Consider the following 14,380-nt stretch of genomic DNA (forward strand, 5'->3'; position numbering starts at 1 on the left):
TGCATCAGGAACGCTGACCCCATGCGCGTACATCTCAAGACACTCGGCTGCCGCCTCAACGAGGCGGAGCTGGAAACCTGGGCACAGCAGTTCCAGGCGGATGGCCACCGGCTGGTGGACACCCCGGGGGAAGCCGATCTGGTAGTGCTCAACTCCTGCGCCGTCACCCAGGATGCGGTGCGCAAGTCCCGCCACCTGCTGCGCCGGACGGCCCGCGAGAATCCCGCCGCCAAACTGATCATGAGCGGCTGCTACGCCTCCCTGAAGCCACAGGAAGCCGAGTCGCTGGGCATCGACCTGGTGGTAACCAATGCCGACAAGCACCGGCTGGTCGAGATCGCCCGCGAACGCCTGGCACTGCCGCTCATGCCGGCGCTGTCGACCAAACCGGGCGCCACCGCCCTGTTCCGGCTCGGACGCCACCGGGCCTTTATCAAGGTCCAGGACGGATGCCGCTACCGCTGCACCTACTGCATCGTCACCGTGGCGCGCGGCGAGGAGCGCAGCCGCCCCATCGCCGAGGTCGTCGAGGAGATCAACCGCCTGCATGCCGAAGGCATAGGCGAGGCGGTGCTGACGGGCGTGCATCTCGGCGGCTACGGCAGCGACACTGGCGCCAGCCTGGGCGAGCTGGTCGAGGCCGTGCTCCGGGACACCGACATTCCCCGGCTGCGGCTGGGCTCGCTCGAACCCTGGGACATTCCCGAGCGCTTCATCCGCCTCTTCGAGCACCCGCGCCTGATGCCGCACCTGCACCTGCCGCTGCAAAGCGGCTCGGACACGGTGCTCAAGCGCATGGCCCGCCGCTGCCGGACCGACGAATTCGCCCGGCTGGCAGACCGGCTGCGCGGCAGCGTGCCGGCCATCAATCTCACCACCGATCTGATCGTCGGCTTCCCCGGCGAGACCGAGGCCGAGTGGCGCGAAACTCTGTCCTTCGTCGAGCGTGTCGGCTTCGGCCACCTGCACATCTTCAGCTTCTCGCCACGCATGGGAACCGCGGCCGCGAGCCTGGCAGGCACCGTTCCCGGCGATGTCAAGAGATCCCGCAGCCGTGCCCTGCACGATCTGGCCGAGATCCAGAAACGGCGCTTCGCCGAAAGCCATGTCGGGCAGACCCTGCCGATCCTGTGGGAGGGTGTCCGCACGCTGGACGACGGCCAGCGCTGGATCTTCGGCTATACGCCGAACTTCCTGAAAGTCGGCATGCCGCTGCACCACGAGCAGGATTCGCGCCTGAGCTACACCCTGGCCGATGCGAGACTGCTGGGCTGGGTGGCGGACGGCGGCTACCTGCTGGGCGAGCTCGCCTGATCTCCCGCCGCTCCCCCGTCAAACCGGGACGCCTGTCCCTGCGCTGGCATCCGACCGGTCACTTGACGCCCAGGCGCTTGGCGAGGCGGTGCAGGTTGCCGCGATCCAGCTTCAGCAGGCGCGCGGCTTCGGCCCAGTTGCCGCGCGCGCGAGCCAGTGCCGTCTCGATCAGCTCCCGCTGAAAGGCCGCCACGGCCTCCGCCATCGAGGCGTCCAACCCTGCCCCTCCCACGTCCGGCACCGCCGGCTCGGTGCCCAGCCCTTCCAGATGCTGGGGTTCGATGACGACGCTGTCGCCCTGCTTGTCGGCCGCCCGCAGGGCGGCCCGCAGCATCACATGTTCCAGTTCGCGCACATTGCCGGGCCAGCCATAGTGGCAGAGCACCTGGATGGTGGCGCGGGACAGCGACAAGCGGGCCAGTCCCAGGCGCGTGCGCGACTGTTCGAGGAAGTGGCCGGCCAGGATGGGAATGTCCTCCGGGCGTTCGCGCAGGGGCGGCACCCGCACCGGATAGACACTGAGCCGGTGGTAGAGATCGGCCCGGAAACGGCCGTCGCGGACCTCCGCCGGCAGCTCACGGTTGGTGGCGGCAATCATGCGCACGTCGACATGGTGGGAACGATCCGAACCGATGCGCTGGATTTCGCCGAACTGCACGGCCCGCAACAGTTTCGCCTGGATCGACAACGGCAGCTCGCCCACCTCGTCCAGGAACAGGGTGCCGCCGTCGGCAAGCTCGAACTTGCCGGCCCGGTCGCTGCCGGCGCCGGTGAAGGCGCCCTTCACATGACCGAACAGCTCGCTCTCGGCCAGGGATTCCGGCAGGGCGGCGCAGTTGACATAGACCAGCGGCTGGGCGGCCCGCTTGGAACGGGAGTGCAGGATGCGCGCCAGCACCTCCTTGCCGGCGCCGGTTTCCCCGGTCAGCAACACGGTCAGGTCGGAGCGCGCGACCACGCCGATCTCGCGATTCAGTGCCTGCATGACCGGGCTCCTGCCCAACAGCGGCCGGCTGCGCTCCAGCGCCTCGTTGACCAGCTCGGTCGTCACCTGGCCACGGTGACGCGCCAGGGTCTCCAGGGTGGTGATATAGGTCTCGTAGCGCAGCGCCACCGTGGCGATGGCGGCGAAGACCTGGAATACGTGGTCGTCGATCCGTTCGAACGCCCCAGCCCGCAGAGCATCGGCGGACAGCACGCCGAACAGGGTGTTCTCGTTGTACAGGCTGCAACCCAGGCAGGCATGGACCGCCAGCGTGCCGCTGGCATCCTTGGCGATCAGGCCATCGTAAGGGTCCGGCCGCGGATCGTCGGCGGCAAACCGCACCGGGTCGCGCGACGCGACGATGGCGGCGAAGCGGGGGTGTTCCCCGGGACGGAAGGTGAGTCCCAGCACCTCCGGGGACAACCCGCGTGCCGCCACCGGCACCAGCACCCCGTCCTTGTAGCGCAGCAAGGCACAGGCCTCGTTACCGGTCACGCTGGCAAAGATCTCCAGAAACCGCTCCAGCCGGTCCTTCATCGACAGGTTCGCGGTCAGGTTGAGGACGGCGGCGCGAATGGCCTCGTCGATATCGGCCTGGCGGGTGACAGGCGGGTCGGCCAGGGACATCGATGTCATTCCGACACCACCGATGTTGATCCGACACGTACCGCTTGCACTGGCCAACAAATCAGGAAAAGCTTTTTCATTTCAGCAGTTTGAGATAAATCGACAGGTGTGCCCCGGGCAGGCCGGAACGGGCATTGTCATTATGACACGCACGGGCCCCTGCCAGGGTTGCAAGCCAGCCGCTTGCCGCCCCGCCCGACGACCATGTCCGATGCCCACCACATCAAATTTTCTGCTTGTTTTTCAATCAGTTGTAGCCACATGCGGCGGCCCTGGCGACGCACCAGGGTGGTTGTCCGACAGACTGGCCCACGACTTGCTATTCCCCAGGCGCGGGCCGCCGCCCCAGCGAAACGGCGCCGCACGCCGCCGGCATTCCCGCCGGTGACGAAAAACAATATTCAAGCAAGGAGACCTTCATGACCGACGCCACCCAGAACACCAAGAACGCCACCCTGTACGACAAGCTCGGCGGCGAACCCGCGGTCAACGCCGCCGTGGACATCTTCTACCGCAAGGTGATCAGCGACGCCCGCATCAACAATTTCTTCTTTGGCGTCGACATGGCCCAGCAGGCTGCCAAGCAGAAGGCTTTCCTGACCATGGCCTTCGGCGGTCCGCACAACTACACCGGCCAGGACATGCGCCGCGGCCACGCCCGTCTGGTCCAGATGGGCCTCAACGACCATCATTTCGATGTGGTGATGGAGCACCTGGGCGGCACCCTGCGGGAGCTGAATGTCCCGGAAAACCTGGTCGAGGAAGTGCTCACCATCGCCGAGAGCACCCGGAGCGACGTGCTGGGCCGCTAAGAACACGCGAGCGCGCAGGAGCCTCTCATGGTTGCCATACGCTTCGAAACGGAGCGCTATACACTGGAGCCGGAGCAATCCGTGCTGGACTGCCTGCTGCAGCATGGCGCGCCGATCCCTTTCTCCTGCCGCAACGGGGTCTGCCAGACCTGCATGATGAAGGCGCTCGACGGCCAGCCGCCGGAAGCCGCCCAGCAGGGACTGAAGGATACCCTGCGGATGCAGCAGTACTTCCTGGCCTGCATCTGCCGGCCGGAGGAGGAATTGTGCGTCGCCCTGCCCTCGCAGCAGGAGTCGGCCATACCGGCCACCGTCGAGAGCCTGCACCCCCTCACCAAGGACATCCTGCTGGTGGCCCTGCGGCCGCATGAGCCGCTGGACTACCGGCCGGGTCAGTTCATTCACCTGCTGCGCGACGAGCATCTGGCGCGCAGTTACTCGCTGGCCAGCGTGCCGGCGGCGGACGATCACCTGCACCTGCATGTCCGCCATCTGCCGGGCGGCCATGTCAGTGGCTGGGTGCACGAGCACTTGCGGGTCGGCCATACCGTCGACATACGCGGGCCGGCCGGCGAGTGCTTTTACGTACCGGGCCAGCCCGAGCAGCCGATCCTGCTGATCGGTACCGGCTCCGGCCTCGCGCCGCTGTACGGCATCCTGCGCGACGCCCTGGAGCAGGGACATACCGGCCCCATCCGGCTGTTCCACGGCAGCCGCGATCCGGATGGCCTCTATCTGGCCGATCCACTGCGCGAACTCACCCGCGAGTACACCAATTTCGACTATGTCCCCTGCCTGTCGGGAGCGGTGGTGCCGCCCCACCATGCGGCCGGGCGCGTGCACGAGGTCGCGCTGCGCGAAGTGCCCGAGCTGAAGAACTGGCGGGTCTATCTCTGCGGACATCCGGCCATGGTTCAGCAGGCGCAGATGCAGGCCTTCCTGGCCGGTGCCGCCATCCAGGACATCTACGCCGACGCCTTCACGGTCAACGTCACGACCTCCCTCTGAAGGTGGAGGCGGGGCATGAGTACGGCCAGGGCTGTCCCGACGGCAAAATGGCAGGGCTGGCTGACCCACACGGCGCTCAGCCTGGGCCATGTCGCGGTCCTGTTCAATGCCGGCGCCTATATCGCCATGCTGCCGCGAGTGGCCGGCTCGCTGGGCGTGGCGCCGAGCTTCGGCACCTGGACACAGACGGATTTCATGATCGCCCTGGCCATCGGCTTCCCCCTGGCCGGGGCACTGAGCCGCCGGTACGGCGATGCCCGGGTGGCCAGCGGGGCCTACGCAGCATTCGCCCTTGCCTCGCTGGGTTGCGCGCTGGCGGAGGAACTGGCCGCATTCCTGGCCTGCCGTATCGTGCTGGGCCTCAGTGGCGGCATCGCGCTGCCGGTCAGCCAGAAGCTGGCGCTGGGCACCGTCAGCGAGCGGCACAAGCCGCTCGGCCTGGCGCTGTGGGGCCTGTTCGCGCTGACGCCGTTCACCGTCGGCACCACCCTGGGCGGCTGGCTGGCGGACGAACACGGCTGGCGCTGGCTGTTCTGGAGCAACATCCCCATCGCCCTGCTGGCGCTCCAGGCCAGCATCGGCTCGCTCCCGCCATCGGCACCCACCGCCGCGACGCGTCTGGACTGGACGGGTTTCCTGCTGGTCAGCGGTGTGCTGATGGGTACCCAGAACCTGCTCAATCTCGGCAACGATTTCGACTGGCTGAACGCGGACGAGGTCATGGTGCTGACCCTGATCACCGGATTCTGCCTGCCCTGGGCAATCCTCCACCTGCTCCGCCAGCCGGATGCCTTCGTCGACCTGCGCGTGCTGCGCTCGCGCAATGTCGCCATCGCCCTGCTGGCCCTGTCGCTGGGCTTCCTCGGCTTCCAGGGCCTGTTGTCGCTGCTGATCGTGCAGTTGCAGCTGCTGCTCGGCTACTCGTCGCAGCTGGCGGGCATGGTGTTCCTGCCGATGCTCCTGCTGTCCAAGCCGGCCAGCATCGTCGCCCACCAACTGTCCTCGCGCATGGACGCGCGCTGGCTGGCCAGTGCCAGCCTGTTCGGCTTCGCCCTGACCTATTTCTGGATCAGCCGCTACGATCAGCCGGCCAGCTTCGACCAGATCCTCTGGCCCAAGCTGGCGGAAGGTCTCTGCCTGGGCAGCCTGTTCGCCCCGCTGACGGTCATCCTGCTGCACGGTGTCGCGGCGGCACAGCAGCCGCGGGTCATGGAACTCGTCAACCTGCTGCGACTGGCCTCGGGCGCCTTCGGCATCACCCTGGCGGGGGTGGTGCTGTACCGGCGCACGCCGTTCCATCAGAGCCGCTTCGTCGAACGACTCACGCTGCTCGATCCGCAGACCCCGGCGGCGCTGGAGCGCCTGATCCAGCAGGGCTTCAGCCCGGCGGCGGCAGAGGCGCGGCTGGCCAGGACGGTGACCCAGCATGCAGCGATCTTCGCCATCGACGAAGCCTTCTGGCTGGCCGGCTGGCTGTTCGTGGGACTGGGCATGCTGGTCTGGCTGGCGCAGCCGACCCGGCCGGTGATCCGCTCGCAGCGGGCCGAAAACCGCGAAGTGGCGTTCGAGAACCTGATGGAGGAACCGTGAGCGGGTTTCGCCGCGCCATGCTCCTGACCGGCCTCCTGGCGCTGGGCGGCTGCGCCTGGCTGCCGGACGAGGACACGCCGCGCGCCCGGCTGATGGCGCTGAACCAGCTGGTGCCGACCCCGGACAACGGCCAACCCTCGCGCTGGCCACGCAGCAGCTGGTGGCGCGACTTCCGTGACCCGGCGCTGAACCGGCTGGTGGAAACCTCCATCGCCGGCAGCCCCGACCTCAAGGTGGCGGCGCATCGGCTGCGCGAGGCCCAGGCGCTGGGCGACATGCGGGCGGCCGCGCTGCTGCCGCAGGTGGCGGCCGGCATGAGCGTGGACGCCATGCACTATTCCATGAACAGCGTGCAGCTGAAGCTGGCCGGCGACACCTTCGCCCTGGCCATGATCAACCCGGTGATCCTGCAATACCACGTTGATCTCTGGGGCCGCGATCGCGCCGCGCTGGAAGAGGCGCTGGGCCTGGTGCAGGCGGAGGAAGCCGAGAACTTGCAGGCGCGCCTGCTGCTCAGCACGGCGCTGAGCCGGGCCTATTTCCGCCTGCGGCTGGCCAGCGAGCAACGCGACCTGGCGATCGCCATGACCGCGACCCTGCGCGAACGTCTGCGGCTGCTGCACGTCCGGCTGGAGCACGGCCTCGCCACCCGGCAATCCCTGGAGACCGAGGAAGCGAGATTGCAGGAGGCCGAGCAACGGCTGCAAGCCAATACCCTGCACATCCGGCTGCTGCGCGACCAGCTGGCCGCGATGGCCGGCCAAGGTCCCGCCTTCGGCGACAGCATCCGCTGGCAAGACAGTCCCGTGGCGGATACGCCACCGGTGCCCACACTCCTGCCACTGCACCTTGTGGCCCGGCGTCCCGACATCATCGCCGCCCGCTGCCGGGCCGAGGCCGCCGCCAAGGCCATCGAGGTGGCGGAAAAGGCCTTCTATCCGGATGTCAATATCCGCGGCTTTGCCGGCCTGCACAGCGTCAACCTGATCGACGCGCTGTTCCACAGCTCCAGCCTGGCCTTCGCCGTCGGCCCGACGCTGGAGCTGCCGATCTTCGAGGGCGGGCGCCTGGAGGCGAACCTCGCCGCCCGTGAGGCCGGCTACGACAGCGCCGTCGAGACCTACAACGCCGGCCTGGTCAGTGCCGTCCGCCAGACGGCCGACGCGCTGGCCCGCCTGGACGAGGCCACCCAGCGGACCCAGTCACAGCGGCAGGCAGTGGCCGCCCTGGAGACCAACCGGCAACTGGCCGATGTGCTGGTGCAACAGGGCTTGCAGGACCGCACGCTGCAACTCGAGCAGCGCTATGTCCGCGACCTGCAGGTCTTCCGCCTGAAAACCTGTCAGGGCGACAAATACGCGGCGCTGATCGACCTCATCGAGGCCCTGGGCGGCGGCCTCAGCCCCGCGGCGGCGAAGACATGAGCCACGCCCACCGCCCCCAGGCCCCGCGCCACCGCCGGTTGCGGCGTCTGCTCGGCGGCGTGCTGCTGCTGGCGCTGGCGGGATTCGCCGCCGCCTGGCTGGACTACCGCCGGCACTGGGTCAGCACGGACGACGCCTACGTGACCGGCCATCTGCTGACCCTGTCGGCGCGCACCGCCGGCACGGTAGTGGAAGTCCACGTCGAGAACAGCCAGTCCGTGAAGGCAGGCGACCCCCTGGTCCGGCTGGACGGCACACGCGCGCGCTTCGCCTGGGAAGAGGCCCAGGCCCAGCTGGGCGACACGGTGCGGCGGATCGCGGCGCTCTACAGCGATGTCGACAAATACCGCCACGCGATCGAGGCCCGGCAGGCAACGCTGCGGCGGCTGCAGCATGACCTGGAACGCTATCGCGGCGCCGCCGCCGAGGACGCCATCCCCCGGCAGCAGCTGCAGAACACCGAGGATCAGATCCGCGAGACCGAGGCCAGCATCCAGCAGGCCCAGGCCGAGCTGGCGGGCGTCCACGCCCTGACCGACGGCACCGAGATCGCCAGCCATCCCGCCGTTCTGAAGTCGGCCGCCAACCTGCGCAAGGCGTTTCTGGAGTACAGCCGCCGGCTCATCGTCGCGCCTGCCGACGGCTATGTCGCCAAGCGCAAGGTCCAGGTGGGCGACGAGGTGCACGAGGGCTCGCCCCTGCTGGCCATCGTCCCGCTGGAAGAGGTCTGGGTCGAGGCCAACCTCCGGGAGCGCGACCTCGGCCGCGTGCGTTCGGGCCAGCCCGCCGAGGTCAGCGTCGACATGCCGGGGCACAGCCATGTCTACCAGGGCCGGGTGGAGGGCATCCATCCGGGCACCGGCAGTCTGTTCGCGCTGCTGCCGCCGGAAAACACCTCGGGCAATTTCATCCATATCACCGAGCGGGTTCCGGTCCGCATCGCGCTGGCGCCGGAGGAACTGCGCCGGTACCCGTTGCGGCAGGGGCTGTCGACCATCACCCGCATCCGGGTCGGCGATGGCGAAAGGCCGCTGCTCGCGTCCGACGTGACCGCCCGGCATCCGGCCAACCGCACGGCGGTCTACGACCGCGAGGGACTGGAGGCCGAACGGCAGATCGACGAAATCATCCGCCGCAACGCCCGGCCGCGACCGACCTCCACGGCCAGCCGATGAATGGCCCGCGCCGGTCGCGACACCCCGCCCGGGCCGGCTGGCATCCTGCCACGCATTGGTTACACTAGCCGGCGCCCCGGATCGGGGCATGCCGAGGAGAGACTCATGTACAGCCTCATTCTGCTCGCGCACCTGCTGGCCGCCTGCATCTGGACCGGCGGCCACCTGATTCTGGCCCTGCGCATCCTGCCGGAGGCCCTGCGGCAGGGGGACGTGACGGCCATCCAGGCTTTCGAACGGCGCTACGAGCCGCTGGGGCTGCCCGCGCTGGCCATCCAGGTGGCGTCGGGTCTGTGGCTGGCCAATGCCCGCCAGCCGGACTGGGGACGCTGGCTGGATCCCGCCGACCCGGCCTCCGCGCCGATCGCCGCCAAACTGCTCCTGCTGGGGCTGACCGTGATCCTGGCCCTGCATGCCCGCCTGCGGCTGATTCCCGATCTGAGCGCCGCGCGGCTGCCTGCCCTGGCGCGGCACATCGCCGGGGTCACCGTGCTGGCGGTCCTGTTCGTGGTGGCCGGTGTCAGCCTGCGCACGGGCGGTTTCTGAGTCGCCAGCGCCAACCGACGACCCGACATGCCACCGATCCCGATTCCGCCACGTCCCAGGGTACCGCCCGTGTCCATGCAGATCCTGTTCAGCTATGCCTTCCGTCCGTTCTTCCTGCTGGTTGGCGGCTATGCCGCACTCATCGGTCTCGCCTGGTGGCTGCATCTGGAGGGCCTGCTGATCTGGAGCGGCGAGCTGCCGGCCAAGGCCCGCCATGGCCACGAGATGCTGTTCGGTTTCGCCGGCGGCGCGATCGCCGGCTTCCTGCTGACCGCGGTCGCCACCTGGACCCGGCGGCCGGCGGTGTCCGGAACGGTGCTGGTCCTGCTCGGTGCCGTCTGGCTGCTGGCGCGCCTGTCCGCCTTCCTGCCGGGTCCGGCCGGCTGGTCGCTGTGGGCGCTGGCCAGTCTGTCGTTCTGGGCCTGCCTGCTGGCGCTGATGGCGCGGGAGGTGTTCGCCTCCAGGAACACGCGCAATTACAAGGTCCTGCTGCTGCTGCTGGGCTTCCTGGCCGCCGAAACCGTCTTCTTCGCGCGTGGCCGCGAGGACTTCGGCCTGGCCGAAGCCGGCCTGCGGGCCGGGTTGTTCCTGATCCTCGGCATGATCTCGCTGGTGGGCGGCCGGATCATTCCCGCCTTCACGCAGAACTGGCTCAACCTCCGGCAGCCGGGACGGGCGCCGCAACTGCCGGCCTTCGACCGCCACGACCAGCTGTCGATAGCGGCCATGGCGGCCTTCGCCCTGGGGCATGTGCTGTGGCCGTCCGCCGCGCTCACCGGCGTGCTGGGCGTGGTGGCCGGCATGGTCCAGCTGCTGCGCGGGCTGCGCTGGCGCGGCTGGCTGACCCTGCGCGAGCCGCTGCTGTGGATACTCCACCTGGGCTTCGCCTGGGTAGCGGTGGGCTTCCTTCTGCTCGGCCTGGCGGCACTGGGGTGGCCCCGGCTGCACGATGCCGGCCTGCATGCCCTGACCTATGGCGCCATCGGCACACTGATCCTGGGCGTCGCCGCCCGCGTCGCGCTCGGCCATACCGGCCGCCCCTTGCAGGCGTCCGGTGCGGTAACCCTGGCCTTCTGGCTGCTGACGCTGGGCACGTTGCTGCGCATGCTGGCCGCCGCCGGCGGCTTCCTCATGACCGCGTCGGTCGCCTGCTGGACCGCCGCCTTCGGCCTGTTCCTGTGGCGTTACACGCCCGTGCTGCTGGCGCCGCGCGTGGATGCCCCATGACCGCCGCCCCCTGCCCCACTCCGCGCGCTGCGCCCAACCCGAGAGGACCTGTCCCATGCTGACTCCCGACATCCAGCTCGCCCTGCAGCGGGCCGAGCTGTTCCCGCTGGCGACCGCCTCGCGGTCGGGCACACCCAACGTCGTACCGGTGAAATATGTCCGCGCCGCCGGCCCCGACCGGCTGTGGATCACCGACAACTATCTCGGCAAGACGCTGGCCAACCTGCGCGAGAACCCCGAGGCCGCCCTCTATGTGTGGTCGGCCGAGCCCAAGCTTTGCGTGCAGATCAAGGGCACGGTGACGATCCACACCGAGGGCGACGACTACGAGAGCATGAAAGCGCAGGTTCGCGCCGGCAAGCCGGAACTGCCGGCGAAATCGCTGGTGGTGCTGCGCATCCGCGAGATATTCCAGTGCCTGCCCGGCGCGGAACCTGGCAAGCGCCTGTGGCCGACACCCGACGCGGCGCGGGCGGAGAGACCCGCGCCATGATCCAGCCGGTCGATCTCAAGGATTTCCTGCTCACGTTCTTCGTCTCGGCCGGCATCATCCTCAGCGGCGCCTGCTATGCGCTGTGCTATGCCTGGGGCCGCCTCCGCCGCCGCCCGGCATTCCTGCGCGGGGCTCTGCTGGCCTATGCCGCCCTAGCGATCTGCGTACTGACGCTGATGCACACCGCCCACCTCGACGGCGGCTGGTCCACGCTCGCCCTGCTGATGCTGGCCGGTTACTTCGCCGCGCCGCGCGCCATCTTCCGCCTGTGCGCCGACACCCATGCGGTCGGCCACCCGGAGCCCGCTTCCATTGCCTTCAAGGAGAAAACCCCGTGAATCCCTCGCCACTCTGGGCTTCGGAGCCCTTCTGGAAAAAAGTCGCCATCTGGGTGACTGGCGGCTCGTTCGTACTGCTGATCCTCCTGACCTTCGACTCCATGTCGAAAGTCTCGGCCGGCAGCCAGCGCGTGCCGGCCTACAGCGTCATCAATCACGAGGTCGATTACCGTTTCGACAAGGCGAAGAACCGCTACCAACCGGTCATCGGCGGCGAGGCCCCGCTGTTCGGCAAGAAGCTGACCGAGGCGGAGGCCGAACAACTGGTCGCGCTGGGCAAGAAGACCACCCAGGCCAAGAACTGCATGGGCTGCCACACGCTGCTGGGCAACGGCGCCTATTACGCGCCCGACCTGACCAAGGCCTGGCTGGACCCGGGCTGGATCGACGCAGCCAACCGCGAGACACAGATGCTGGCCTTCCTCAAGGACCCGCCCAACCATGCCCGTACCTTCGGCAGCGGCCGGCGCATGCCCAACCTGGGCATCACCGACGAGGAGGCCAAGGGCGTGGTCGCCTTCCTGAAATGGATGTCCACCATCGACACCAACGGTTTCCCCCATAACTTCAAGACTCTGACCGCACAGGAATCGCCATGAGCCAGATCGCCGCCACATTGCCTGGCAAAATCACCGACACTTTCGCCAAACTGGACAGCCCGCACCTCAATGGCGGACAGCAGCTCGCCGTCAAGTACTTTTCCGTGGCGCTGATCCTCTTCATCGCCCAACTGCTGTTCGGCCTCCTGGCCGGACTCCAGTTCATCCTGCCCGGCTTCCTGTTCGAGTGGCTGGACTTCAGCGTCAACCGCATGGTGCACATCAACGCCATGGTGGTATGGATGCTGTACGGCTTCATCGGCGCGGTCTACTGGTTCCTGGAAGAGGAGAGCGGCACCGAGATCGCCGGCCTCACGCTGGGGACTATCGCCTTCTATGTGCTCACCGGCGCAGTCACCATTGTCGTGCTGGTCTACCTGCTGGTGCAGACCGGTCCCGGCAACGACACCACGCGCTGGCTGATCAACGAAGGCCGCGAATATATCGAGGCGCCGCGCTGGGCCGACATCGGCATCGTCGCCGTGATGCTGGTGTTCTTCTACAACGTCGCCGGCACCTTCTCGAAAGGTCGCTGGTCGGGCATTTCCGGCGTGCTGACGCTGGACCTGGTGGCGCTGGCCGGCCTGTACCTGGCCGGGATGTTCTACTCGACCAACATCAGCGTCGACCAATACTGGTGGTGGTGGGTCATCCACCTGTGGGTGGAAGCGACCTGGGAAGTGCTGGTCGGCTGCATCATGGCCTGGAGCCTGATGCACCTGATCGGCGCGCGTCGCCAGATCGTGCAGACCTGGCTGTATATCGAAGTCGCGCTGATGTTCGGCTCCGGCATTCTCGGCCTCGGGCATCATTACTTCTGGATCGGCACCCCGGAATACTGGCTGACCATCGGCGGCTTCTTCTCGGCGCTGGAGCCGATCCCGCTGGTGGCGATGGTCGTGCATTCGGTCTATGACGCCGGCGTGCACAAGTTCCGCAGCACCAACCATCCGGCCCTGGCCTGGATCATCGCCCACACCTTCGGCAACTTCCTCGGCGCCGGCGTCTGGGGCTTCATGCACACCCTGCCGCAGATCAACCTCTACACCCACGGCACCCAGTGGTCCGCCTCGCACGGCCACCTGGCCTTCTTCGGCGCCTACGCCACCATCATCATCGCCTTCTTCTACCTGGCGGTGCAGAAATGGCGCGGCGATGTCTGGATGGGCGGCGGCCTGCCCGGCAACGGCTGGAAGTGGAAATGGGCCATGGGCCTGTTGAACTTCGGCGTCATCGGCATGACCGTGGCCCTGCTGATCGCGGGCTACGAGCAGTCCTTCATCGAGCGCGCGGTGGAAGGCTCCACCTGGGGCGGCTACTTCGCCGCCCAGAACCACCCCTGGTTCCAGCAGGCCATGCACTGGCGCATGCTGTTCGGCCTCATGACCTTCGCCGGCGCCGGCCTCTTGGCCTGGGACATCCTCACCATCGGCAAGGGCGAAACGCGCAAGGCGTTGGCGATCGAGGAGCATTGAGCCCTAACCCATAAAATCCCGTCTGGCGGCTTGCGCCGCTGAGTGGGTGCGCCCTCACAAAGCCCGTCGGTTAGATAGGAGCCGGCGGGCTTTCTTATTCAGCGCCAAACCGCCTACCCCTATGCGTCAACCGGTACCGCTGTCGGGGGCTGTTGGGGGCGGCGGGCCGAGTCATTTCAATCAGGCCATCCGCGAGAGCCGGGGCGAGATAGCGTTCGCGGAAGGATTTGCGGTCGCGCAAGTTCAGGGCGGCCATCAGTTCGTCCCGCGACAGCTCGCCGACCAGGGCCCGGAGGAGTTGCTCGACTTGGGGGTGACTTGAGGGGCAGCTTGGGGGGCGCCGGCTTCCAAGGCTTCGTGAATCATGTGCAGCATGAATTCGATGAAGGATGCTCGTCGGTGGTCGCCGGCCATCACGCCCACGCCGCCAAGCGCCGGACCTAGTGCTTCCTCAGCATTTCCTCGGCGTGGCGGTAGACCTGCTGGCGCTGCTGAGGCGGCAGTTTCTTGATCTTGTCGCGGTTCTTGTACAGGTATTGAAGCCTTGCCTGCTCGGGCGTGAGCGGCGTTGGCGGCGGATGAACCGGGCGCGGCGGGTAATAGCCGTAGGGGTTGTAACCGTAGTAGCCGCCCGGATAGCCATAGCGGGGCGGGTATCCGTAGCCGCCGGAATAACCGTAACCCCCGGGGTACCCGTAGCCGCCGCCGGGGTAATACCCGTTGGTGCAGGCCGACATCAGTGTCATCGCAGCCAGGACCAGCCTGCC

15 protein-coding genes are annotated in these 14,380 nt (G+C 67.9%); 12 read left to right on the forward strand and 3 right to left on the reverse strand.

All coding sequences use genetic code 11. The features are described from left to right. Nucleotides 1-21: 21 nt before the first annotated feature. The gene (gene mtaB / locus ACH5N8_RS11895; protein WP_483281459.1) at nt 22-1,314 is read left to right on the forward strand and encodes a tRNA (N(6)-L-threonylcarbamoyladenosine(37)-C(2))-methylthiotransferase MtaB; all 1,293 of its coding nucleotides are present in this window, start codon (nt 22-24) and stop codon (nt 1,312-1,314) included. 58 nt (nt 1,315-1,372) lie between these two features. Here mtaB and norR read toward each other — a convergent pair whose 3' ends face one another. Next, entirely contained in the window at nt 1,373-2,935 is a 1,563-nt protein-coding gene (norR, locus tag ACH5N8_RS11900) for a nitric oxide reductase transcriptional regulator NorR (RefSeq protein ID WP_460026840.1), read from the reverse strand. Nucleotides 2,936-3,345: 410 nt separating this feature from the next. Here norR and ACH5N8_RS11905 point away from each other — a divergent pair, with 410 nt between their 5' ends. The 11 genes from ACH5N8_RS11905 (at nt 3,346) to ACH5N8_RS11955 (ending at nt 13,613) form a co-directional block, all read left to right on the forward strand. Next, entirely contained in the window at nt 3,346-3,738 is a 393-nt protein-coding gene (locus tag ACH5N8_RS11905) for a group I truncated hemoglobin (protein ID WP_460026839.1), read from the forward strand. 27 nt (nt 3,739-3,765) lie between these two features. Next, nucleotides 3,766-4,746, forward strand: coding sequence for a 2Fe-2S iron-sulfur cluster-binding protein (locus ACH5N8_RS11910; RefSeq protein WP_483281460.1), 981 nt, complete (start codon nt 3,766-3,768; stop codon nt 4,744-4,746). A gap of 15 nt (nt 4,747-4,761) precedes the next feature. Continuing rightward, on the forward strand, nt 4,762-6,336 hold the full coding sequence (locus tag ACH5N8_RS11915; protein ID WP_483281461.1) for a DHA2 family efflux MFS transporter permease subunit: 1,575 nt from the start codon (nt 4,762-4,764) through the stop codon (nt 6,334-6,336). Then, nucleotides 6,333-7,760, forward strand: a complete 1,428-nt coding sequence (locus ACH5N8_RS11920; protein WP_483281462.1) for an efflux transporter outer membrane subunit — start codon at nt 6,333-6,335, stop codon at nt 7,758-7,760. Before ACH5N8_RS11915 ends, ACH5N8_RS11920 begins: the two co-directional genes overlap by 4 nt. Next, nucleotides 7,757-8,935, forward strand: coding sequence for a membrane fusion protein of tripartite multidrug resistance system (locus tag ACH5N8_RS11925; RefSeq protein WP_483281463.1), 1,179 nt, complete (start codon nt 7,757-7,759; stop codon nt 8,933-8,935). The genes ACH5N8_RS11920 and ACH5N8_RS11925 overlap by 4 nt, the downstream gene beginning before the upstream one ends. A 105-nt stretch (nt 8,936-9,040) precedes the next feature. Beyond that, a complete protein-coding gene (locus ACH5N8_RS11930; RefSeq protein WP_483281464.1) occupies nt 9,041-9,481 on the forward strand; it encodes a CopD family protein in 441 nt (146 codons plus the stop codon). A gap of 75 nt (nt 9,482-9,556) precedes the next feature. Continuing rightward, the gene (locus ACH5N8_RS11935; RefSeq protein WP_483283188.1) at nt 9,557-10,708 is read left to right on the forward strand and encodes an NnrS family protein; all 1,152 of its coding nucleotides are present in this window, start codon (nt 9,557-9,559) and stop codon (nt 10,706-10,708) included. A 55-nt stretch (nt 10,709-10,763) separates the two neighbouring features. Then, nucleotides 10,764-11,201, forward strand: coding sequence for a pyridoxamine 5'-phosphate oxidase family protein (locus tag ACH5N8_RS11940; protein ID WP_483281465.1), 438 nt, complete (start codon nt 10,764-10,766; stop codon nt 11,199-11,201). Beyond that, entirely contained in the window at nt 11,198-11,539 is a 342-nt protein-coding gene (locus ACH5N8_RS11945; protein WP_483281466.1) for a hypothetical protein, read from the forward strand. Before ACH5N8_RS11940 ends, ACH5N8_RS11945 begins: the two co-directional genes overlap by 4 nt. Next, nucleotides 11,536-12,138, forward strand: a complete 603-nt coding sequence (locus ACH5N8_RS11950) for a c-type cytochrome (protein WP_483281467.1) — start codon at nt 11,536-11,538, stop codon at nt 12,136-12,138. Before ACH5N8_RS11945 ends, ACH5N8_RS11950 begins: the two co-directional genes overlap by 4 nt. Then, nucleotides 12,135-13,613 carry a cbb3-type cytochrome c oxidase subunit I gene (locus ACH5N8_RS11955; RefSeq protein ID WP_483281468.1) on the forward strand — a complete coding sequence of 493 codons (1,479 nt, stop codon included), beginning with the start codon at nt 12,135-12,137 and terminating at the stop codon, nt 13,611-13,613. Before ACH5N8_RS11950 ends, ACH5N8_RS11955 begins: the two co-directional genes overlap by 4 nt. Before the next feature lie 94 nt (nt 13,614-13,707). On the opposite strand, the gene ACH5N8_RS11960 is transcribed toward ACH5N8_RS11955, so the two are convergent. Both ACH5N8_RS11960 and ACH5N8_RS11965 read right to left on the reverse strand, forming a co-directional pair. After that, on the reverse strand, nt 13,708-14,004 hold the full coding sequence (locus tag ACH5N8_RS11960; RefSeq protein WP_483283189.1) for a Fic family protein: 297 nt from the start codon (nt 14,002-14,004) through the stop codon (nt 13,708-13,710). Between the two features lie 49 nt (nt 14,005-14,053). Further along, the gene (locus tag ACH5N8_RS11965; protein ID WP_483281469.1) at nt 14,054-14,350 is read right to left on the reverse strand and encodes a hypothetical protein; all 297 of its coding nucleotides are present in this window, start codon (nt 14,348-14,350) and stop codon (nt 14,054-14,056) included. Between the last annotated feature and the right edge of the window lie 30 nt (nt 14,351-14,380).

The sequence above is a fragment of the Methyloparacoccus sp. NF-16 genome (assembly GCF_056880625.1).